This window comes from Methylocaldum szegediense (assembly GCF_949769195.1).
Classification (GTDB): domain Bacteria; phylum Pseudomonadota; class Gammaproteobacteria; order Methylococcales; family Methylococcaceae; genus Methylocaldum; species Methylocaldum szegediense.
In genome coordinates this window covers 2530031-2552476 of the sequence record NZ_OX458333.1, presented here as the reverse complement: position 1 = coordinate 2552476, position 22446 = coordinate 2530031, and the positions used below count along the sequence as shown (strand labels likewise).

General features: G+C 56.2%; 14 protein-coding genes. 3 read left to right on the top strand and 11 right to left on the bottom strand.

What is annotated here, in order from left to right:
- Positions 1–9: 9 nt before the first annotated feature.
- The 8 genes from QEN43_RS10825 to amoC (QEN43_RS10790) all read right to left on the bottom strand — a co-directional run bounded on the left by QEN43_RS10825 (position 10) and on the right by amoC (QEN43_RS10790) (position 12306).
- On the bottom strand, positions 10–1209 hold the full coding sequence (locus QEN43_RS10825) for a tyrosine-type recombinase/integrase (protein ID WP_026611450.1): 1200 nt from the start codon (positions 1207–1209) through the stop codon (positions 10–12).
- A 418-nt stretch (positions 1210–1627) separates the two neighbouring features.
- Positions 1628–3211: a glutamine-hydrolyzing GMP synthase gene (gene guaA / locus QEN43_RS10820; RefSeq protein ID WP_202901174.1), complete on the bottom strand. Its 1584-nt coding sequence runs from the start codon at positions 3209–3211 to the stop codon at positions 1628–1630.
- A gap of 13 nt (positions 3212–3224) precedes the next feature.
- Complete coding sequence (guaB, locus tag QEN43_RS10815) at positions 3225–4688, bottom strand: IMP dehydrogenase (protein WP_026611452.1); 1464 nt, start codon at positions 4686–4688, stop codon at positions 3225–3227.
- Between the two features lie 142 nt (positions 4689–4830).
- Complete coding sequence (locus QEN43_RS10810; protein ID WP_156912863.1) at positions 4831–5739, bottom strand: hypothetical protein; 909 nt, start codon at positions 5737–5739, stop codon at positions 4831–4833.
- Positions 5740–5853: 114 nt separating this feature from the next.
- Positions 5854–8001, bottom strand: a complete 2148-nt coding sequence (locus QEN43_RS10805) for a YgiQ family radical SAM protein (RefSeq protein WP_317963232.1) — start codon at positions 7999–8001, stop codon at positions 5854–5856.
- A 484-nt stretch (positions 8002–8485) separates the two neighbouring features.
- Positions 8486–9253, bottom strand: a complete 768-nt coding sequence (gene amoC, locus QEN43_RS10800) for a bacterial ammonia monooxygenase, subunit AmoC (protein WP_026611454.1) — start codon at positions 9251–9253, stop codon at positions 8486–8488.
- A gap of 1800 nt (positions 9254–11053) precedes the next feature.
- The gene (locus QEN43_RS10795) at positions 11054–11269 is read right to left on the bottom strand and encodes a hypothetical protein (protein ID WP_156912864.1); all 216 of its coding nucleotides are present in this window, start codon (positions 11267–11269) and stop codon (positions 11054–11056) included.
- A 269-nt stretch (positions 11270–11538) separates the two neighbouring features.
- Positions 11539–12306, bottom strand: a complete 768-nt coding sequence (gene amoC, locus QEN43_RS10790) for a bacterial ammonia monooxygenase, subunit AmoC (protein ID WP_026611456.1) — start codon at positions 12304–12306, stop codon at positions 11539–11541.
- 691 nt (positions 12307–12997) lie between these two features.
- On the opposite strand from amoC (QEN43_RS10790), the gene glgX reads away from it, so the two are divergent.
- Positions 12998–15094 (top strand): glycogen debranching protein GlgX, encoded by a 2097-nt coding sequence (glgX, locus tag QEN43_RS10785; protein ID WP_051331938.1) that lies wholly within the window; start codon positions 12998–13000, stop codon positions 15092–15094.
- A gap of 62 nt (positions 15095–15156) precedes the next feature.
- Here glgX and QEN43_RS10780 read toward each other — a convergent pair whose 3' ends face one another.
- Both QEN43_RS10780 and QEN43_RS10775 read right to left on the bottom strand, forming a co-directional pair.
- Positions 15157–15975, bottom strand: coding sequence for a quinoprotein dehydrogenase-associated SoxYZ-like carrier (locus QEN43_RS10780; RefSeq protein WP_084162279.1), 819 nt, complete (start codon positions 15973–15975; stop codon positions 15157–15159).
- 31 nt (positions 15976–16006) lie between these two features.
- Positions 16007–16936, bottom strand: coding sequence for a quinoprotein relay system zinc metallohydrolase 2 (locus tag QEN43_RS10775; RefSeq protein ID WP_026611458.1), 930 nt, complete (start codon positions 16934–16936; stop codon positions 16007–16009).
- Positions 16937–17911: 975 nt separating this feature from the next.
- On the opposite strand from QEN43_RS10775, the gene QEN43_RS10770 reads away from it, so the two are divergent.
- Complete coding sequence (locus QEN43_RS10770; protein ID WP_026611459.1) at positions 17912–19777, top strand: methanol/ethanol family PQQ-dependent dehydrogenase; 1866 nt, start codon at positions 17912–17914, stop codon at positions 19775–19777.
- A 141-nt stretch (positions 19778–19918) separates the two neighbouring features.
- A complete protein-coding gene (locus tag QEN43_RS10765; protein WP_084162281.1) occupies positions 19919–20791 on the top strand; it encodes a substrate-binding domain-containing protein in 873 nt (290 codons plus the stop codon).
- 75 nt (positions 20792–20866) lie between these two features.
- On the opposite strand, the gene lysS is transcribed toward QEN43_RS10765, so the two are convergent.
- Complete coding sequence (gene lysS, locus QEN43_RS10760; protein ID WP_026611461.1) at positions 20867–22357, bottom strand: lysine--tRNA ligase; 1491 nt, start codon at positions 22355–22357, stop codon at positions 20867–20869.
- Positions 22358–22446 lie beyond the last annotated feature (89 nt).

Below are 22446 nucleotides of genomic sequence, written 5' to 3'. Positions count from 1 at the left end.
CCGCCACGGTTACGGCTTTGGTGCCTTCGTCCACTGGTCGATCATGTCCGCCCAGTCCTGCAACATCTGCCGCCGCTGTTCCCGGTATTCGGCCTTGTTGTAGATGGCCCTGACGCCGCGCTGTTCGTGGGCGAGGCACTTTTCGATCCAGTCGCTGTTGTACCCGGCTTCGTGCAGCAGGGTGCTGGCCGTGCGGCGCAGGTCGTGCGGCCCGAACTTGCCTAGCGGCTTGCCGTCCTTCTGCGCCAGTTGATAGGTCAGCTTCATCACCTGGTTGAGCGTGGCGCTGCTCATGGGCGCACTGGGGTCATAGCGTGACGGCAGGACGTATTCCGAACCACCGGCAAAGGTTTTCAGCGCGACCAGCAGGTCCATCGCCTGCCGCGACAGGAACACCAGGTGCGGGTTGCGCCGCTTCATCCTTTCCTTCGGGATGGTCCACAGGGCCTCGCTGAAGTTGATCTCGCTCCACCTGGCGTTGGTCAGCTCGCTCTTGCGCACCATCGTCAGCAGGAGCAGCTTCACGGCGGCGCGGATCGACGGGGAGGTGCCGACGCGCTCCAGGTACTGGTACATGAGGCCGATCTCTTCCGGCGTCAGGGCGCGGTCACGCGGCGCGAACTTCGCGATGCTGGCCGGGCGGACCAGCTCGGCGGGATTCTCGACCTTCTGCCCACGCTCGATGGCCCACCGGTAGACCTGATACACGATCTCGCGCGCATGGACGGCGGTGGCCGGCGCGCCCCGCTCGACGATGGCGTCGGTCAGGGCGCGCAGGTCTTCGTGGGTGATCTCGGTCAGCTTGAGGTTGCCGAACTTGGCCTTCAGGTCCCGCTCATAGACCGAGCGCCGCATGTCGCGGGTGGAGTCGGCCATCTGGTAGCTGCGAAGCCACTTTTCCGCCCAGGCACCAAACGTCTCGGCGTCGCGCACCCGGGCCTTCTCCCTGGCTTTCTCTCGGGCCGGAGACTTCCCCGCCGCGATCATCTTCTTGGCTTCGGCCAGGCGTTCCCGGGCCTCGGCCAGCGTGATCCCGCCCGGCCCGTACCGGCCGAAGGTGATGGTCTCCTGGCGCCCGTTGAGGGCGTAGTTGTAGCGGAACGAAATGGTCCCTGAGGGGGTGACGGCCACATACAGGCCGTCCCTGTCCGCCACCTTGTACAGCTTGCCCGTCGGCTTGAGGTTCCGCAGCTTGGTATCGGTCAACATGGCACACACGCTCCCTTGCAACACCATGCGTCGTGCGCCCTGCTTGAACCAAAGAGAACCCCTTACAAGTCAACAGCTTGCGGGGACGTACCCATGGCACAGCCATCGTGACGCACACGCTTCACCGGCCATCAATACCATGCCCGGAAAACCCCGCGCGGAACGGCAAAAATTCGTTTTACAGCAATCACTTACACGATTCTGATACCATGACCACCTGGGAACGAGGCGCATGGCATCGGCGGCGAGGCATGGCACAGGGCCGGTTTCGTGCCAACGACTATGCCATGAAAAATTCGTGCTTGGCCATACCCTAGGCTGCCAGTCCGTGCCAGGTTGAAAACACAAAAAAGCCCGCTGTGACGCGGGCTTAGGTGTGTCTGGTGCCTGATCCTGCCGGCGGCTGCCGGACGTGGAATCATTCCCACTCGATCGTCGCCGGCGGTTTGCCCGAGATGTCGTAAGTCACTCGCGAAATGCCGGGCACTTCGTTGATGATCCGGCGTGAGACGAGATCGAGGAAGTCGTAGGGGAGATGGGCCCAGCGGGCGGTCATGAAGTCGACGGTTTCGACGGCGCGCAGTGCGATGACGTAATCGTAGCGGCGGCCGTCGCCCATGACGCCGACCGATTTGACCGGAAGGAATACCGCAAACGCTTGGCTGACTTTGTCGTACAAGTCGTGCCGGCGGAGCTCGTCGATGAAAATGGCGTCGGCGCGGCGCAGCAAATCGGCGTATTCCTTTTTGACTTCGCCGAGAATGCGCACGCCTAGGCCTGGCCCTGGAAACGGATGACGGTAAACCATCTCGTAAGGCAGGCCGAGTTCCAGTCCGATCTGCCGGACCTCGTCCTTGAACAATTCTCGCAGCGGTTCGATCAGTTTGAGGTTCATGTTTTCCGGCAGGCCGCCGACGTTGTGATGGGATTTGATGACGTGGGCTTTGCCGGTTTTGGAGCCGGCGGATTCGATGACGTCCGGATAAATCGTGCCTTGCGCGAGCCAACGGGCGTCGCCGATTTTGCCCGCCTCTTCATCAAAGATTTCGACGAAGAGTCGTCCGATGATCTTTCGCTTTTGCTCCGGATCATCGACGCCTTCGAGCGCCTGCAGGAATCTGTTCTCGGCGTTGACTCGAATAACCTGCACGCCCATGTGCTGCGCGAAGATGTTCATGACCTGGTCGGCTTCGTTGAGCCGTAGAAGTCCGGTATCCACGAAGACGCAGGTCAGGCGATCGCCGATGGCTTTGTGCAATAGGGCCGCGACTACCGAGGAATCCACGCCACCGGAAAGGCCGAGAATGACTCGATCGTTTCCTACTTGGGTTCGAATGGACTGCAGGCTGTCTTCGATGATGTTGCGCGACGTCCAAAGGGCTTCGCAACCGCAGATATCCTTCAAGAACCGCTCGAGAATACGCTTGCCTTGCCGGGTATGGGTGACTTCCGGGTGGAACTGAAGGCCGTAATAGCCGCGTGCGTCATCCGCCATGCCGGCGATAGGGGCGCTTTCGGTCGACGCGATCAGTTTGAAGCCGGGCGGCAAAGTCGTGACCCGGTCGCCGTGGCTCATCCAAACGTCGAGCAAGCCGTAGCCCTCGGGCGTCGTATGGTCTTCGATGTCGGACAACAGCCGGGAGTGGCCGCGAGCCCGAACCTGTGCATAGCCGAACTCGCGGTGGGAACAAGACTCCACCTGGCCACCCAGTTGCTCGGCCATGGTTTGCATGCCGTAACAGATGCCGAGTACCGGCACATTCAGATCGAATACACAGGCGGGGGCTCGGGGCGTGTCCGCCTGCGTGACGGTTTCCGGGCCTCCGGAGAGAATGATGCCCCGTGGCTGGTACTCGCGAATGAATCGCTCGTCACAATCGTACGGATGGATCTCGCAGTACACGCCGATTTCTCTGACGCGGCGTGCAATCAATTGTGTGTACTGCGATCCGAAGTCGAGGATCAGGATCTTTTGGGAATGGATATTCAACGCTTGGGGCACGCGGGTCGCCTTTCTAGTCGAGCCAATAGTTGGGAGCCTCTTTGGTGATGGTCACATCGTGTACATGGCTCTCGCGTATTCCGGCAGAGGTGACTCGAACGAAGCGTGCCTTGTTGCGCATCGCTTCGATGGTCTCGCAGCCGGTGTAGCCCATGGCCGACCGAACACCGCCGAGTAGCTGATGAATGATGGCGACCAGGCTGCCCTTGTAGGGAACGCGGCCTTCGATGCCTTCGGGGACGAGCTTTTCAGCATCGGTGCTTTCCTGGAAGTATCGATCGCTGGAGCCCTGCTGCTGAGCCATAGCGCCCAAGGAGCCCATGCCGCGATAGGATTTGTATGACCGCCCCTGATACAGCTCGACTTCGCCGGGCGCTTCCTCGGTTCCGGCGAACAGTCCGCCGATCATGACCGAATAGGCACCGGCGGCCAATGCCTTCGCGATGTCGCCGGAATAGCGAATGCCGCCGTCGGCAATAACGGGGATTCCGCTCCCTTTGAGCGCCTCGGCGACGTTGGCGACGGCAGTGATTTGCGGGATGCCGACGCCGGCCACGATGCGGGTGGTGCAGATGGAGCCCGGTCCGATGCCGACTTTCACCGCGTCTGCGCCGGCCTCGACCAAATCGCGCGCCGCTTCGGCGGTAGCAATGTTTCCGCCGATGACTTGGACCTGTTTGAAGTTCTTCTTGACCCAGCGTACGCGGTCCAACACGCCCTGAGAGTGGCCGTGAGCGGTGTCGACCACGATCACATCGACGCCGGCTTCTACCAGCGCGGCGACCCGATCTTCAGTGCCGGGACCGGTGCCGACGGCGGCACCGACACGGAGGCGTTCTTGCTCGTCTTTGCATGCCTGCGGGTAATCCTTGGCCTTCTGGATGTCCTTAACGGTGATGAGTCCTCGCAGCTGAAACTCGTTGTTAACGACCAGCACTTTTTCGATTCGATGCTTGTGCAGGAGGTGGATGGCCTCCTCCTTGCTGGCGCCTTCCTGCACGGTGACCAGCTTTTCCTTTGGGGTCATGGCTTTGGTTACCGGCTCGTCGTAGCGGGTTTCGAAGCGAAGGTCTCGGCTGGTGACGATACCGACGAGCTCTTGTCCGTCTACGACGGGTACGCCAGAAATTTTCTTGGAGCGGGTCAGCTCGATGACTTCTCGAATCGTCGTGTCCGGAGACACGGTAATGGGCTCTTTGATGACGCCGCTCTCATACTTCTTGACGCTTTGAACCTCGTACGCCTGACGTTCGATGGTCATGTTCTTGTGGATGATGCCGATTCCGCCCTCTTGGGCCATGGTGATGGCGAGGCGTGATTCGGTGACCGTATCCATGGCCGCCGATAACAAAGGAATGTTGAGGCTGATGTTGCGGGTAAGCTGGGTTTTTAGGCTGACGTCGCGCGGCAGTACGGTCGAGTGAGCAGGAATGAGGAGAACATCGTCGAATGTAAGCGCTTCTTGAACGACACGCATGGTTTGCTCCCGCCAAATAAAAATTCACAGATTCTATTTTATAAACCTGTTTGCTGCAATATCGGGTTTCGGATTGTAGATGGCGTTCGGGTCCTCGCTGAGTGGGGCTCTCCGTGAGCCTTTTGGGGTGCCGAGAACAGTTTTAGCTTGAGCGTTGGGAAAATACCGGGGCGCTACGATCGAGTTCCCTTTCGGAGTCCGGATCGATGCCGCGCTCGATCAGAGTAAAGACAGTTTGCGCCATGGCCGCTTGTGCTATGGGTTCGAAGAATGCGGCTTTCAGAGTCCAGGCGAATGCGGCGGTGAACACGTATTGCCATAGACCGATGGACATCGGTAGAGCGTCGGCGATATTCCGGATCGGGATCAAGAGTACGGCGAAAGAAACGGCAAAGCCTACCAACTCGAAAAGACTTAGATAAAGACGGGTTTTGAGCAGCATCGAAAAGTGCTGAACGTGCACCGCCAAGGCAGTGCGCGCCGCACGCCAGGCATCGCTCGTGTCCGTGAAGAAGATCCAGGCCAGTATCACTTGATGATTGGCGGAGAAAACCCACCCTATGATTGAGGACAACGTTTCCGAGAGTCTCGGGTTTAGGTTGCTTAAACTGGGCGCTAAACGGGCCGCTGGGAGTTTTCGCAGGGTTTCCTTAATCGAGAGATCGAGTTCCATCAGTCCGGACACGCTGGGAAAGCGTTGGGCGACAAGCCGTTTCGCATAGTCGATCTGAGGTTTGCCTTCCGGAATGGTTTGTCCTCTGGATTGTTCGGCCAATAAAGCCAGATTGCCCGCTTTAATGTTATAGAGGAAAGTCGCTCGGAGCTTGTACATCAGGTACGCACACGCCAGGAAACCGGCGACGGCGCCTGCCGGAGCGAATGCGGTTGGATTTTGGCTCAAGGAACTGACGCCGATAGCCGTTCCGGCACCGGCCGCGGTCAAAAAGACATAGGCAAACGCCACCGCCAAGCAGATCAGCAGCCTATAAAGTACGAACGGCATCGATTTTTCGACGGTTCGCGTGGCGGCGAGTAAGTTCAGCTCCGGCATCTTTCTCTCCAGGGTTAATTGTTCTTTTTTATAAGCGTTCTCGAACGGATCAGTGGTATGCATCTTAAGAAAAACGCGGGTGGTTTTTCCAGAATGCAAAGGTCCGGTAACGTTTTAGGGTTTGCCCATCCGTCTTGATTTGCGAGGCGATTTGGTTTCGATCACCGGTAACCCTGTGTGCTGGGTACGGAAATGCAGCACCTTGCGGGCAATACGTTTGCCTTCATGATGAATTTCGGTTCCTTCGGGTTGCCATGTTGGTACTAAATGATGCTTGCCGTTGCCAATCAGATCGGCGCGACCCATGCGTTTCAGGGCTTCCCGGAGTAGGGGCCAGTTGTTGGGGTCGTGATATCGAAGGAATGCCTTGTGTAGGCGCCTTTGTTTAAGACTCTTGGGAACAAACACCGTCTCGCTGGTGCGTGTGATGCGGTGCAGCGGGTTCTTTCCGGAATGATACATGGCGGTTGCAGTGGCCATGGGCGAGGGGAGAAAAGCCTGAACCTGATCGGCCCGAAAACCGTTGCGCTTGAGCCACAGCGCGAGATTCAACATGTCTTCGTCGGTCGTGCCTGGATGGGCGGCGATGAAGTACGGGATCAGGTACTGCTCCTTGCCGGCTTCCTTCGAATATTTATCGAACAGCCTTTTGAACTGGTCGTAGGTGCCGATACCCGGTTTCAGCATCTTGGACAAAGGGCCGGGTTCGGTGTGCTCCGGGGCGATTTTCAAATAACCGCCGACATGGTGCGTGACGAGTTCTTTCACATATTCCGGCGAAGTCACGGCGAGGTCGTACCGCAATCCCGAGGCGATGAGGACCTTCTTGATGCCGGGCAGCGCTCGGGCACGACGATAAAGTCGGATCAGAGGACTGTGATCGGTGTTCAGGTTTTTGCAGATGCCCGGGTAAACGCAGGATGGCCTGCGGCAAGCGGCTTCAATCGCTTTGTCCTTGCAAGCGAGTCGGTACATGTTCGCCGTCGGTCCGCCGAGATCGGAGATCACGCCGGTGAAGGCGGGTGATGTGTCGCGAATGGTTTCGATTTCGCGGATGATGGAATCTTCCGAACGGCTTTGGATGATGCGCCCCTCGTGTTCGGTAATCGAACAGAAGGTGCAGCCGCCGAAGCAGCCTCGCATGATCGTGACCGAGTGCTGAATCATCTCGAACGCGGGAATCTTGCTGGTTCCATATGACTTGTGAGGGAGACGAGAGTAGGGAAGGCCATAAACGGCATCCATTTCCTTAGTGCTGAGCGGAATGGGCGGCGGGTTGACCCATACGTCGCGGTCCCCGTGTCGTTGAACGAGCGCCCGAGCGTTACCGGGATTGGTCTCCTGGTGCAGGACACGTGACGCGTGGGCGTAGAGAACGGGATCGGATTTGACCGCCTCGTACGCCGGCAGTCGGATGACGGTTCGGTCCGACGGAGTTCGGCGTTTGATGAGGCGGACAACGGCTTCCGGCCGATCGCCGGACGAGTCCTTGGCGCATCCTTGCGGTTCGTCGTCGTAAGGGTTCGGTTTCGGAACCGCCGTGCCCGGCGTATCCACAGACGTAGAGTCGATTTCCGTCCAGTCCGGAGGTGTCTGTTTACGGATGAACGCGGTTCCGCGAATATCGGTTAACTGGTCGATGGACTCTCCGGCTGCGAGTCTATGAGCAATCTCTACCACTTGACGTTCGCCGTTCCCGTAAACGAGGAGATCCGCTTTGGAATCGAGCAAGACGGAGCGGCGCACGGTATCGGACCAGTAATCGTAATGGGCAATGCGGCGAAGGCTTGCCTCTATGCCCCCCAAGACAATAGGGACATCCTTGAAGGCTTCGCGGCACCGGTGCGAATAAACCGTGACGCAGCGGTCGGGACGTCGGTTGGGGGCGCCGTCGGGCGTATAGGCGTCATTCGAACGGATCCGGCGGTCCGAGGTATAGCGGTTGACCATGGAATCCATGTTTCCGCCGGTAATGCCGAAAAACAGGTTTGGCTTGCCGAGCTTTCGGAAATCGTCGGCGGATGTCCAGTCGGGTTGGGCGATGATGCCGACTCGAAACCCTTGTGCCTCCAACAACCGGCCGATGATGGCCATGCCGAAGCTTGGGTGGTCCACATAAGCATCGCCCGTCACGATGACGATGTCGCAAGAGTCCCAACCCAAGGCGTCCATTTCCTCGCGGCTCATGGGCAGCTGCGATGCCGTGCCAAAACGTTTGGCCCAGTATTTTCGGTAGGAGAAAAGATCGGGGGTGTTTTTCATGGCGGACCAAAGAGGAAAAGGAATGGAAGGATTTAAACCGAAAAGGGCCGATATGCGGCTCTCAGTGCGATGTCTGAGAATATAAAAGGGGGATTTTAGCGTGAAAGACACCGCTTAAGGTGCCAAGAAACCGGGCGAAGAAACTTTTTCTCAAAAATGAAAGGCTCTCGATGCATGAAAAGCGAGCCATGGTGAGGACTTCAGCTTCGGTAAGAGCGACAGCGACTGTTTTCCGTATTTCCGTACTCGAGACATAAAGAGAAGAGTATTGGTGTTCGACCAACTCCCGCAAAAAACAGAAACAGACCGCTCGGACCGCGAAATGCATCTTGGAAAAAGCTCAACACCTTTGTCGAACGAACGTAAATTCGTGCAGATTTTTTAGCGCACTAAAAAGCCACTGCCCGGAGCAGTCGCTCCAGACAGTGGCTGTTTTTCGCTAACAGTGCCTAAAAAGGCTAGGCCATTATTAGCGTCTTACGGGTTACATCCCCTGGGTGAGCTCTTTGCCGATCAGGTTCGAGACGCTTGCCATCACCTGCAGCAACACGCCCATGATCGCCAAAGCCAGCCAGCCGAAGACCACGAAGCCGTAGTGCAAGGGCGCTACGAACAGCTCTTCCATAAACCAGAAGGTGTGACCCCACTCGTTCAGGCCGACGTTCGGCAGAATCATGAACGGACCCGTCCACAAGATCAGGTACGCCAGAGACAGACCTTTGGTGGTCGTCTGGAAGTACGGCAGGCGGGTGTGGGCATACAGGAACGCAGCACCACCCGTGATGATGTAGACCGGGTAGCTCAGGTAGAACTCAATGATGTGCGACGGCGTGAAGTCGGTGTCGCGCACGATCGTCTGGTGCCAGGTGCCGTCCTGCTCGGTGAAGAAGCTCGCACCCCAGTAAATGGCCCAAGCGTATGCCGACAGCCAAATCAGGTGCGTCATGTTCCGACGCAGTTCTTCCCGCGGGGTCATGGCAGCCATGTTGCGGTCACGGCTCTTCCACATCCAACCCCAGAGCAGCGAGGCGACGATCACTTCCACCACGATTTCGATGTACAGGAAGTTCATCCAGTACGTCTCGAATTCCGGTGCGAACGAGTCCAGACCGGCAGACCAGCCGAACTTCCCTTCGTACCACCGTACCCAGGAATAGAACAGCAAGTAGAACAGGAATGCAAAAGTCATCCACTTGGCATTTAGCAAGGGTTGTTCTTTTGCTTCTACACCAGTCGCTGTTGTAGCAGCCATAGTTTGACCTCCAATGGATATTGTTGATAGCCAATAGACTCAACGGCACGTACTTGCGCACATACCGTTTCGAACTTCGGGTTAGAGTTAACTGGCACTGAAGAATTCCGCTTTTTGGCGGGAATCTCGAAGGTGCAGCTTCCGCGTCGAACCTACGGAGAAGCCTTTCAGAACCCTAAATCCCGAGCCAGCATCGATACGCGTCATTAAGACGTTGGTATCGTGTCGATATCGTAGCGACTCGATACGACATCGAGTTGATACTTTAGGCCTGGTCTATCGGCAATGTCAAGCCTTGTGTCCGCGATTTCACCGACTAGGCGGATAGCAGGTTTAAAGGGCCATCGGATCAGGCCGAAGGTTTAACCACGATGCGAGGTGGAGACATTGCGGGTGTGATCAACACGGAAGCGCTCTGTGTCGCCGAGGGACAGATTTGGCGAGGTGTCAACCTAAAATCCCGGGGGTTTCTGCAGCTGGCCCGTATCAATCTTCACGCCGAAGCTTGGGCGGTCCACAAAGGCGTCGCTCACCACGAGCACGACCGCACCAGAATCCAACCGGGGTCTTCCGTGCTACCGTAACTCAACATCCGGCAGGGTGGCGAAGGCGCTGCAACACTGGCTATGGATATTCCGATTACTGCCAAACGGCGAGAGATTCGTCTCAGGTACATTCTTTCGGGCATTCGGTTGGCGAACGACCATGATGAGCCGACGCGAGGGGTTTCAGGCATGTGCCTGTCGGATTTTGGCGAGCGCAAGGCAGAACGACTGCCCGTCGGTCTATGGCCTGATAGGCGGTCTCTGAAGGCAGATGTGGGTGAGGGCGTGGCGAGATGCTTGGCGCCTTAGAACGGCCAAGGGCGGTTTCGTCGAAGAACTTGCTGTCCGCTGGAAACAAGTCCGGCGATCTCGCCTAATTGATGAAGTCTGGCCTCTGCACGTTGTTATGTTATGCAGCGTGATTCGCTTCAGCGCGGAAATTAGATGGAACAACCGGCAGTGTGCGTCCTCCCATGCTGTACCCGCTCGCTGCTGGTATGTCGAGGCGCGAAAACAGCCGTGCCCTTTATGTCCGGTCGCCACCTCACCCAGGTCAAGTTGCACTCGGAGCGCATTGTAAGGGGGCGGCGAACCTCGACGCGCTACACGAGAGCGCAACGATGTCGTCCAAAGATAGGGGTGATTTTCTTCGGAAAGCTGCGCCCAAGTTGGTGGTGGTTGTGAAGGTAGCCTTGAGGTTTATTTGCAGCCGTACCGGGCCGAGTAGCCGGTGGTTTGGTTCGGCGAGACCGTCCCTGACGGATTGCCGGATTTTGGGTCCCGCTGGGGACGCTCGGTCGGATGGAGTATTACGCCAGCGTTCATGTCCGGACCGGGCGTGAGAGCGTGTTCGCGGCTTTTGAGCCCTTGGCTCGGGAGGGGGGCAGACCGCCGGTGGCTGGGTGCGGAAGGACTTAGCCCGTGGGGTACCTAATCGGGTGGAGAGTCGGTACGGGGAAGTGTGTTGGTGACGGAGAAACCTTCTCCGCAGCAGAGCTGCGGCTTACTGAATTTTGCCAAGAAATTCACCAGATGCCGAAGGACGACAGTTGACTGGGTAAGGTCCGAATTTGTGCCGAGGACTTTGGCTCGTGACTTCTTGGCGTGGGGCTGCGAGAGTGCGGTTCCAGTCAGGTAGGTCGCCATTCGGACCCAGCGGCGCAAAAAGCAAACCGGCAGATCTCGACGGCCGGGGTTCGAATCAGGCTACGTAAAGTTTTACGCGACTTTTGACGGAGGACGGCGTACTAGAGTCTCAAATAGTACGCGCCCGTGATTCACGTAGAACCCCGAGCCCCCAAATGCCCCAGGATGCCGTTTTCAGCATCAACAAAGGAAGCGCGACTGTTTTCAATCCCCAGAGAATAACGGCGAGGGTACTCGCTCCAGACAGACACCACGCAAAAGCACCCCACCATCCACCGATGACGACGCGAAAAAGATGTTTGAGTGTTGTCTGTAGTTTGTTCATGGATGGCATCCAGCAAGCGTGGGAATAGTACTGTGCGGCATCAATCGGTAGGGCGTAGAAAAGCAAACGTATACAAAACGCCTACTGAATGCGTGCTCAGTAAAATCCTAGCAAGTGAATTTAATATAAGCAAATAAATTGTCGCATGTATGTAATCAATAAAGATTTCGGCGCACTAAAAAGCCACTGCCCGGAGCAGTCGCTCCAGACAGTGGCCGTAACCGCAACAGTGCTTAGAACTTAAGCTAAGACGCTGTCAGGTTTCGCGATTACAGATCGGGGCAGAGATCTTTGCCGATCAGGTTCGAGACGCTAGCAAAGACCTGCAGCAGCACGCCCATGATCGCCAAAGCCAACCAGCCGAAGATCACGAAGCCGTAGTGCAAGGGCGCTACGAACAACTCTTCCATAAACCAGAAGGTGTGACCCCACTCGTTCAGGCCGACGTTCGGCAGAATCATGAACGGACCCGTCCACAAGATCAGGTACGCCAGAGACAGACCTTTGGTGGTCGTCTGGAAGTACGGCAGGCGGGTGTGGGCATACAGGAACGCAGCACCACCCGTGATGATGTAGATCGGGTAGCTCAGGTAGAACTCAATGATGTGCGACGGCGTGAAGTCGGTGTCGCGCACGATCGTCTGGTGCCAGGTGCCGTCCTGCTCGGTGAAGTAGCTCGCACCCCAGTAAATGGCCCATGCATACGCAAACAGCCAAATCAGGTGCGTCATGTTCCGACGCAGTTCTTCTCGCGGAGTCAGCGCCGCCATGTTGCGGTCACGGGTTTTCCACATCCAACCCCACAGAATCGAGGCGGTGATGACTTCCAACACGATCTCCGTGTACAGGAAGTTCATCCAGTACGTCTCGAATTCCGGTGCGAACGAGTCCAGACCGGCAGACCAGCCATAAACCCCTTCATACCACCGTACCCACAGATAGAAGACCAGGTACAGCAGGAATGCAAAGGTCAGCCACTTTACATTCAATAAGGGTTCTTCTCTTGCTTCAATACCACCAGCTGTTGTAGCAGCCATGTTTTACCTCCAATGTTTGGGTTATTAATTACAGCTTAAGTCAGAGTACGTAGTTGACGTACCTGACCCCAGGTTAGAGTTACGTTGCACGAAAAAATTCCGTCCGTTGGGAAGAATTTTTTGATGTGCGGCTTCTGCGTTTAGATTGCGAGAAGCTTTTCGAAACTCTAATTCCCGAGTAGCACCGATACGTTTCGGCACGCGGCCAAGGCTAAAGAATGCCTAGCCGCGACCTATCGTATCGGATCAATACTGTACGCTCGGCTTACAAGCAATGTCAACCGAGATGTGTAGATGTGTATACGAGGTCGATGTCGAAATTTGGCGCCGATCAGATCAGGCGGGCGGAGTCGTCGATGGTCAGCTCGGAATGCTGCTGGCTTGTTAGGGCGCCCGGGTTTAATCGGGCCGAGCCCTTAGGTGGCGATACATAACATTAATAATAAAAGATGTCGAAGGATCGAAGTAGTGGAAGCGCGTGGGTTTTTCGTTCCTCGAACTGAGTGGTAAGATCAAACTCATCCATATAAAGCGGATTGTTCGTGGCTGAATTCATAGACCCGCGAGAACAGAGGGAGTCGCCCCTATCGGCGTACTGACGCAGCCGTTGGCAATCCTACGCGTACGCCGCTCCGTTGCCGATCCTGGTTTTATGAAGTCCGTCTATCACGCACCCCCAATTGATTCCTCTATGAAACCCCGTTACTCCTATTCGGCTGGTTCTCCAATTCCGCATGGAGTCCATTTGCATAAGAGCGGGGTGAATTTCTCGCTGTTTAGTCGGCACGCCGTCCGAGTATGGCTGCTGTTGTTCGAGGATGTGCATGCTACCAAGCCGTTTCAGGTCATCGAACTTGATCCGCAGCACCACAAGACCGGCGATATGTGGCACATATGCGTGCTGGGAGCGGGCAGGAATCTGGTCTACGCTTTTCGCGTCGACGGTCCTTACGCGCCGGAGCAAGGGCATCGCTTCGATCCGACGAAAATACTATTAGACCCTTACGCCACCGCGATCGCGACCCCGCCCGAGTGGAGTTTTGCCGGGTTATCGTCCCAAGGCGAAGCATCGGCTTTGACGGATTCGGGGCGCGAAGCTACCGCGGTCGCCAAGTGTCTTGTGACCGGCAACAGTTTTGACTGGGAGGACGATAGACCGCTTCATCACCCATGGTCCAGCCTGGTGATTTATGAAACGCATGTCCGTGGTCTGACCGTGCATCCGTCGTCCGGTGTCCGATCGCCCGGGAGCTATCTTGGTGTCATCGAAAAAATCCCGTATTTCAAGCGGCTAGGCATCACGGCCATTGAGCTGATGCCTTTGCAGGAGTTCAATCCTAACGAAGTCACTGCGGTCAATCCCCTCACCGGAGAAAGGCTCCGCAATTACTGGGGATATAACACCATCGCTTTTTTTGCGCCTTTCCAGGGCTATAGCAGCCGTCTTTATCCCGGTTGCCAGGTCGACGAGTTCAAGACCATGGTCAAAGCCCTGCACAAAGCCGGTATCGAGGTGCTGCTCGACGTCGTATTCAACCATACAGCGGAAGGCGACGAGACTGGGCCCACACTTAACTTCCGCGGTTTAGACAACAGCATCTACTACCTGCTGGAAGACGACAAAAGCCGTTACAAGAACTTTTCCGGCTGCGGTAATACGATGAACTGCAATCATCCGGTGGTGCGCAGTTACATTCTCGATTGCCTCAGGTATTGGGTAGTTGAGATGCATGTGGACGGTTTCCGCTTCGATCTCGCTTCCATTTTGGGACGCGACCGCAACGGCCATTTGGTCTCCAATGCGCCGCTTCTGGAGCAGATCGCCGAAGACCCGATTTTGCGTGACGTAAAACTGATTGCCGAGGCTTGGGATGCGGGCGGCGCCTATTTGGTCGGACGTTTTCCGGGAGAGCGTTGGTCGGAGTGGAACGGCCTATATCGTGACGATGTGCGGCGTTACTGGCGGGGCGACCAGGGCATGGCCGGAGCTTTCGCCAGCCGGATTTGCGGCAGTGCCGATCTTTACGAGCACAGCGGGAAGGCGACGGTCAACAGTATCAACTTCGTGACTTGTCATGATGGGTTTACGCTGAACGATCTGGTCAGCTACGAACACAAGCACAATCTGGCTAACGGCGAAGATAATCGGGACGGCTCGAACGATAATTACAGCGCCAATTACGGGGTCGAAGGTCCGACGGATGACCCGGCCATTCGGCGAATTCGGCTCAGGCAGATGAAAAATTTCATTGCTACGCTGCTGATTTCCCGAGGGGTGCCCATGATCTTGGGCGGCGACGAATTCTGCCGTACCCAGATGGGCAATAACAATGCCTATTGCCAGGACAACGAGATTTCCTGGTACAACTGGGCTTTGTTGGACGAAAACCAGGAATTTTTCGAGTTCGTGAGGAATATGATCGCCTTTCGGGCTCGTCACCCGACTCTATCGTCGGAGAGGTTCTATAGGCCCGAGGACGTGAGTTGGTTCAATCCGTCCGGACAGACACCGGATTGGCATACCGAGAGCGCGGTGGGATGCAGGATTTATGGGGAGCATGATGGGGACCAGGACCTTTGTTTGCTCTTCAATCCGCTACCCCATCCGACGAATTTCGTGCTGCCGGATCTGTCGCATGACTCGGTCTGGCTGCGGGTGATCGATACCAGTGCAGCGCCGCCTTTCGATGTTTGTCAGCCGGGAGAGGGTATTCCGTTCGGAGGGAACGCGTCGATTCGGCTGGTGGAGCGCAGCATGAGCGTGTTGCTGGCGGAGCGTAATCGCTAGTCCGAAATCGAAAACGGCCGAGAGAACCGGCCGTTTTCCGTTTTCGTTTATCTACGCGACTGTCAGGGTGTTACTGTCTGACTAGCCGAGAACCGATTACCTTTATTGTCTCGGACTTCGGCCTTCAATTCGCCCGCCGTTTCCGGCACGAAATAGAAACGGAAGTTCGGATCTGCGCTGATAGCGATGTCCGTCTGCGCGGTTAGAACCGGTTTGTCGTTGAAGCTGACGTTCACTTCCTCGACGAAGTGAGCCGGCTTGATCATCCGGGTCAGTTGATCCATCTGTAGACCGGTGATGTTCGGATGACTGATGAGCAGCTGAACCAAATTCGGCTGTTGCAGGGTCGCTTTTTCATTGTCCAGCTTGAACTTCATCTTGCCCATGCGCGCCATCGCCGCTTCGAGGTCCGTGCCTATGGGCGCCGAACAGCCGCCGCTTGCCTTGACGAAGGCTTTGTTCATGTGGAGCTTGCCGTCGTTGGTTTCGGCTATAGCACGAATATGGGTGTAGGCATTGACGCGTACCCGCATGGCCAGGTCGGCTTTTCCGCTTTCCGGTGTGAAATGAAAAGTGCCGGCGAATGGAACCGGGTTGTTGTCGATGATCAAGGTTACGGTTTTGATGAACCGATCCTTGGTCTGGGGAATCTTGCTGTTGATCTGAATCGGCACGAGGGCGGGATCTTCTGCGCGGTAGGGTGCGGTCAGTTCGACGATTTGATTGCCTTCCTCGATCGGGCGGTCGCCGAAAAATTTTTGCCTCAATCCGCCGTTCCAGGCCGTCTCTTCTTCGCCCGCGGCGAACGCGGAGCCGGCTACTGCCATTAAATAGGCCAAGACTATCCAGAGGCCATTGCTGTACGTTTTCGATCGTTTCATTTAACTACTCTCCGCTCAAGAGTTCAGAGGTTCAATCATCTTCCCATTCCAGTTCGGCGAACGCGGTGGAAATATTCTTCTTGTGAAATTCGTCGAACAGTTGCCAGTCATCGCGGGCGGACAGTCCGACGTTCGTGATGGCATCCTCCATGGTTCTGCCACTTTTGATAAACGCTCTGATTTCGGACTGCAAAGTCTTGAGATAGCGCTCCTCGGGCTCCAGGGCTTTGGGCCATTCGGCCGAGACGGGGCCGTGTCCGGGTATCGCAAGTTTCGCATCTATGGTCTTGAGTTGATCGATAGTCTCGAGCCAACCGTTGAGGCTTCCGTCGATCACGGGTAAATGTCCCATGAATAGGAGATCGGCGAGCCAAAGCGTCTTGGTCGTGGCGTCGTAAACGCTGAGATCGCTATCCGTGTGGGCGGTCTTGTGGGCCTTCAAAACCAGCGTTCTCGCACCGAGGTCGATCACGAGCGTATCCCGAACCAGCTGATCGGGTGGCACGAAATGCTCGGTTTCCAAGTTGAACCCGAGGTCTCGTTCGGCCTTTTCCCGGTAGAAGGGCGCGCGCATAGCCATGGCTTCGGCCAGTTTATGATGGCCGACGAAGCTGACGCCGGGTTGTTTGAAGGCGATGTTGCCGTAGATGTGGTCCGGATGGACATGGGTGTTGATGACATAGCAGATAGGGGTCGTGGTGATGGACTCTATGGCTTTTTTGAGCGCACGGCCTTGTTCCGGACTGCCCCCCGTATCGATCACCGCCACGCAGCGCTGGCCGGCGATGAAGCCGATATTGGCGATTTCGCCATGGTTGTGCCGGTCCGGCAGTTCGTGGACGCCTTGGTGGACATAAATACCCGGTGCGACCTGCTGCAGCGAGATTTTCGGGTCGTCGTCCCGAGCTTCGGCATTGAATGTGATGAGCGCCAGGGGTAGAGCGATGGCAAGAACTTTCATTATGGTGCTATATCTCGTTCGTTGGCGACCAGCGGACAGAGCTCTAGTCAGCTGGGTCGCGACCGCATTTTCGCCTCGGGCGCAATGATGTTCAACTGCCATTGGAGGCTGTCGACCGGTTCGATGCGCGGCGATACGAGGCTGTCGTTTCTCGTGGCGCGTAGTTTGAAGGGATGTGAAACAGATGCCGAGACGAGCTTGCAGCGATCTTTGCGCCGACGACACCCGCGACTGCGAGATTGACGAGTGCCGTGCGTCGGTCTTTTTACGTACCGCTCGCTGCGGTCGTCAGAATCCGAACAATCAGAGTACATGAAACACTGCGACAGGCAGTCGAAAACAAGGCGGTCGAGGCTAAGGTTCGGTCTTAACATCGGCTTTGCTAAAGGATGTTTGAAGGCTTACGCTTCCAGCCGGATGGCTAAAGCGCCCGGTATTTTTCGGAAGCCCTCAGGAAGCTTCGGCTAGATTGGGTTACCAACAAAGTCTTGGACCCGCATGGCAAAACACGGGAATTCAAGTCTGGCACGTCAAGCGGACACCCTTTCGGAAGACGACGCTGCGGCGCCGCCGCTCCTTCGACGGAGCTCCGGACAGCCGACACGTCCGCCACGCTCGAGTAGGATCCAGCTGTTGTTTTTCGGAAAATCGGAACAACTTGATGGAAAGTTTCTTAATTGATTGATTTAAATAAAGCAGTCTTGGCGGCGAATTTGGTCGTTAAGGCTTTTCCTTTCGAGCCGTGCAAAAACCTGTCCAACCGAGCTCAGCCGCGCCTCTCAGTAGTTTCTGCGTTATTGACTTTTTGCCTGAAATACTTCAACTTACGCACGCAGACGGGCTTGTCGGGGAATTTTCATGATTCCCTTAGGGAATGTTTCCTTACGCAACATAAAATCCGTCCTATCGTATTTAGGGTCACTTAATCGTTAACAAAGCGTACTCTGTGTATACAGAATACGAGGAGGAAAAGAGATGAAAAAACCCGTGAAAAGTTGGCTGATTGCAACGTCGGTAGCTTCGTTGCTAGCAGCCCCGGGGATTTCCCAAGCCAATGCCGAAGTCGAGGCGCTCTCGAAGGACCCCAAGAACTTCGTAACCTGGGGTGGGAATTATGCCGGCACGCGCTATAGCGAGCTGGACCAGATTAATAACAAGAACGTAAAGAATCTTCAGCCTGTCTGGACTTTTTCCACCGGTATGCTCCGCGGCCATGAAGGCGGTCCGCTGGTCGTGAACGACGTGCTGTACATCCAGACGCCCTACCCGCACAAGGTTTACGCGCTGGATCAGGCCACTCAGTCCGTCATCTGGGAGTACTCTTACTCTCCTGATAAGGACGTCGACCCCAACCAGGTTATTTCGGTTATGTGCTGCGACGTGGTGAACCGCGGTCTCGCATACGGCGACGGCAAGATCTTCCTGGCGCAGGGCGATGCCACTTTGGTGGCTTTGGACGCGAAAACCGGCAAAGTCGTCTGGAAAGTCAAGAACGGCGAGCCGAAGCTCGGCATGACCAGCACCAACGCTCCGCTCGTGGTCAAAGACAAGGTTATCACGGGTATTGCCGGCGGTGAATTCGGTGTTCGCGGTTTCATCGCTGCTTACAACATCAAAGACGGCACCCTGGCTTGGAAAGCCTATAGCATGGGTCCGGATTCCGATATCAAGGTCGATCCCGAAAAGACCATGACCTGGACCGACGGTAAGATGCAGCCGGTCGGCAAGGATTCCAGCTTGAAAACCTGGGAAGGCGATCAGTGGAAGCTCGGTGGCGGTACGACCTGGGGTTGGTATAGCTACGATCCGGAACTCAACCTGATTTATTACGGTTCCGGTAACCCCGGCACCTGGAACCCGGTTCAGCGTCCCGGCGACAACAAATGGTCCATGACCCTATGGGCCCGCGACGCGGATACCGGCGTGGCCAAGTGGGTTTATCAGATGACCCCGCACGACGAGTGGGACTATGACGGCATCAACGAAGCGCCGTTGATCGATCTAAAAATGACCGACAAGAACGGTAAGGTGCACGAGAAGCTTATCGTTCACTTCGATCGTAACGGTTTCGGCTACACCCTGGACCGTGAGACAGGCGAGTTGCTGGTTGCCGAGAAGTTCGACAAAGCCGTCAACTGGGCTACGCATGTCGACATGAAAACCGGCCGTCCACAGGTCGTCGACCAATACAGTACCCACAAAGGCGGTGTCGATCATAACACCACTGGAATCTGCCCGGCCGCGCTCGGCAGCAAGGACCAACAACCGGTGGCATATTCGCCCAGGACCAAACTGGTCTATATTCCGGGCAACCACGTGTGCATGAACTACGAACCCTTCGAAGTCGAGTACACCGCGGGTCAACCGTATGTCGGTGCGACGCTGACCATGTTCCCGGCTGGCGTCGATGCCAAGACCGGCCAAAAGAATGGTTCGCACAACCTGGGTGTGTTCACCGCTTGGGATCCGACAACCGGCACGATCGTCTGGTCTAAGGATGAGCCGTTCTCGGTGTGGAGCGGTGCGCTAGCGACCGCGGGTGACGTCGTGTTCTACGGAACCTTGGAAGGCTACCTGAAAGCGGTTGATGCGAAGACGGGCGAGGAACTTTACAGGTTCAAGACCCCGTCGGGTATCATCGGTAACGTCAATACTTGGATGTATAAGGGCAAGCAGTATGTCGGCGTCTTGTCTGGCCTCGGCGGCTGGGCGGGTATCGGTATGGCTGCCGGTCTTGAGGGCGAAAGTGAAGGCTTGGGTGCCGTAGGCGCATACCGCAGCCTCAGCAACTATACCAAGTTGGGTGGCGTACTCACCGTATTCGCTCTACCCGACAAGTAAATCTAAAGCGATTCGTTACTTGGTAAAGTACGCCTCGGCTGAGTCCGTCAGCCGGGGCGTTCTTTTTGTCGAACGAACGCCGAATTTTTGCGTTTAGCACGTCTCTAAGAGGCGATTCGTTTTGTACTAGAGGAGTTCTTGATGGCCGTCAAATGCTGTTTCAGTTGGCGAATGGCGCTTTTGGTTTCGGTGTTGATGTCTGTTTCCATCGCTCATGCGGACAATAACGCATTCAAGGTTTGCGCGGATCCGAACAACCCGCCTTTTTCGGACAAGAATGGAAGCGGATTCGAGAACAAAATCGCCGAACTGTTCGCCAAACAACTAGGCAAGAAAGTCGAATACAGCTGGTTTCCGCAAAGGATCGGCTTTATCCGCAATACCTTGAAGGCGCAATTGCCGAACTCTAAGGACTATAAGTGCGACGTGGTGATGGGCGTTCCTACAGGATATGAGCTTGCTGCGACCACCAAGCCTTATTACCGCTCGACTTATGCCTTGGTGTATCGGAAGAAAAGCGGCTGGGACGACATCAAGTCGCCCGATGATCTCGCGCATCTTCCGGAGGAGCGAAAAGGCAAGCTGCGCATCGCCATGTTTGATGGAGCGCCGGGAACCACTTGGCTGCTCAAACATCAGCTCGCTCAGCAGGGCGTTCCTTATCCAAGCATGACAGGGGACGCCACAGTGAACACTGCGCAGTTGCTGGAAAAGGAATTCGCAGCCGGAAACATCGATATGGTGATCGTTTGGGGACCGATCGCCGGCTATCTGGTGACGCACGCAAAGCCGGGTGCTTTCGAGATGTTACCTATGAAGTCGGAGGAATCCATCAAGTTCGACTTTCCCATCTCAATGGCGGTTCGTTTTCCCGACAAGGAACGGAAAGAGGAGTTGAACGCCTTGATCAGCCAGAATGCCGAGAAGATCGCTGCTTTGCTGCGCGAGTATCGTGTGCCGCTGGTCGATCAGGACGGGAACCTGATCCAAGCGGCGAATAAGGGAAAGAAGTAAGGGGTTACAAGGTTCAGCGGGTGAGGGCGGGGATAAGGACTCCGCCCTGCCGGCGTGAAGACCAGGGTATGAGTTTCAGTTTTCTCTTCGCATATGCGGGAAGAGAATAACATCACGGATCGACGACGAGTCAGTGAAGAACATCACCAACCGGTCTATGCCGATGCCTTCGCCCGCAGTCGGTGGCAGCCCATACTCCAATGCGCGGATATAGTCCGCATCGTAATGCATGGCCTCTTCGTCCCCGGCGTCCTTGTCCGCTACTTGCTTTCTGAACCGTTCGGCCTGGTCTTCCGGATCGTTCAGCTCTGAGAAACCGTTGGCGAGCTCCCGCCCGCCGATGAATAGCTCGAAGCGGTCGGTCACAAACGGATTTCGATCATTTCGGCGGGCGAGCGGTGAGGTCTCGGTCGGATACTCGGTAATGAAGATCGGTCCCATCAACCGATCTTCTACGGTTTTCTCGAAGATCTCGGTTTGCAATTTGCCTAAGCCGTCCGACGGCGTGACGAGACAGCCTAGTCTCTCCGCGACTTGGGCGGCCCGTTCGCGATCGGTAAGGTTCGCGGCTGTCAGCTCGGGGTTATAGCGGAGGATCGATTCGAACACGGTCAACCGTTCGAAGGGTTTCGACAAATCATAGCTATGCCCGCCATAGCTTACCGTGGCGCTGCCGAATAATTGCATCGCGAGGCCGCGCAGCATTTCCTCGGTCAAGTCCATCAGGTCGTGATAATCCGCATAGGCTTGATAAAACTCCAGCATCGTGAACTCGGGATTGTGCTGGGTAGAGAGCCCCTCGTTGCGGAAGCTGCGGTTGATCTCGAAAACCTTTTCGAAACCGCCGACCACCAACCGTTTTAGGTAGAGTTCCGGAGCGATACGGAGATACAAGTCCATATCGAGGGCATTGTGATGGGTGATGAAGGGCCGGGCGCGAGCACCGCCGGGAATCACCTGCATCATCGGGGTTTCCACTTCAAGGAAGTCCCGCTCGAGCAAGAACTGGCGAATGAACTGAATGATGGTGCTGCGCATTCGGAAGATTCGCCTGGATTCCTCGTTCACGATGAGATCGACGTAACGCTGCCGATGTCGGAGCTCTTCGTCCGTCAGTCCGTGGAACTTCTCCGGCAAAGGGCGTAAGCTCTTGGTGAGCAGGCGGATTTCGGTTGCCCGAATGGACAACTCGCCGGTCTTGGTACGAAAAACCGTACCTTTGACGCCGATGATGTCGCCGATATCCCAGTGCTTGAAAGCTTCGTACTGGCCTTCCGGTAGGGCGTCTTTCTGGAGGAAAACTTGGATACGCCCAGACATGTCCTGAATATGGGCGAAGCTCGCCTTGCCCATCAGCCTCTTGCTCATGATGCGCCCGGCAGCCTTGACCTGGATGTTCCGAGTTTCCAGGGTGGCGCCGTCCTCGTCTCCGTACTGGTCGTGAAGCGCCTGCGCCAGGGTGTTGCGGCGGAAGTCGTTGGGGAAGGCGATACCTTTCTGGCGCAGGTCCGCCAATTTTTCCCGCCTTTGAGCGATGAGCTTGTTTTCGTCCAATTGATCGTTCATACGTTTTCTTGTTGCGAGTTCTCGTTTCGAGGGAGGCCCCGCCCTGACGGAGTAAAACAAACCCGCGCGAGGGGACGAGCCACAGCCAT

Excerpts from the sequence above, each read along its gene's own strand:
- QEN43_RS10825 (WP_026611450.1), bottom strand. The coding sequence starts at position 1,209 with ATGTTGACCGATACCAAGCTGCGGAACCTCAAGCCGACGGGCAAGCTG.
- guaB (WP_026611452.1), bottom strand. The coding sequence starts at position 4,688 with ATGCGTGTCGTTCAAGAAGCGCTTACATTCGACGATGTTCTCCTCATT.
- QEN43_RS10810 (WP_156912863.1), bottom strand. The coding sequence starts at position 5,739 with ATGCCGGAGCTGAACTTACTCGCCGCCACGCGAACCGTCGAAAAATCG.
- QEN43_RS10805 (WP_317963232.1), bottom strand. The coding sequence starts at position 8,001 with ATGAAAAACACCCCCGATCTTTTCTCCTACCGAAAATACTGGGCCAAA.
- amoC (WP_026611454.1), bottom strand. The coding sequence starts at position 9,253 with ATGGCTGCTACAACAGCGACTGGTGTAGAAGCAAAAGAACAACCCTTG.
- QEN43_RS10795 (WP_156912864.1), bottom strand. The coding sequence starts at position 11,269 with ATGAACAAACTACAGACAACACTCAAACATCTTTTTCGCGTCGTCATC.
- amoC (WP_026611456.1), bottom strand. The coding sequence starts at position 12,306 with ATGGCTGCTACAACAGCTGGTGGTATTGAAGCAAGAGAAGAACCCTTA.
- glgX (WP_051331938.1), top strand. The coding sequence starts at position 12,998 with ATGAAACCCCGTTACTCCTATTCGGCTGGTTCTCCAATTCCGCATGGA.
- QEN43_RS10780 (WP_084162279.1), bottom strand. The coding sequence starts at position 15,975 with ATGAAACGATCGAAAACGTACAGCAATGGCCTCTGGATAGTCTTGGCC.
- QEN43_RS10775 (WP_026611458.1), bottom strand. The coding sequence starts at position 16,936 with ATGAAAGTTCTTGCCATCGCTCTACCCCTGGCGCTCATCACATTCAAT.
- QEN43_RS10770 (WP_026611459.1), top strand. The coding sequence starts at position 17,912 with ATGAAAAAACCCGTGAAAAGTTGGCTGATTGCAACGTCGGTAGCTTCG.
- QEN43_RS10765 (WP_084162281.1), top strand. The coding sequence starts at position 19,919 with ATGGCCGTCAAATGCTGTTTCAGTTGGCGAATGGCGCTTTTGGTTTCG.
- lysS (WP_026611461.1), bottom strand. The coding sequence starts at position 22,357 with ATGAACGATCAATTGGACGAAAACAAGCTCATCGCTCAAAGGCGGGAA.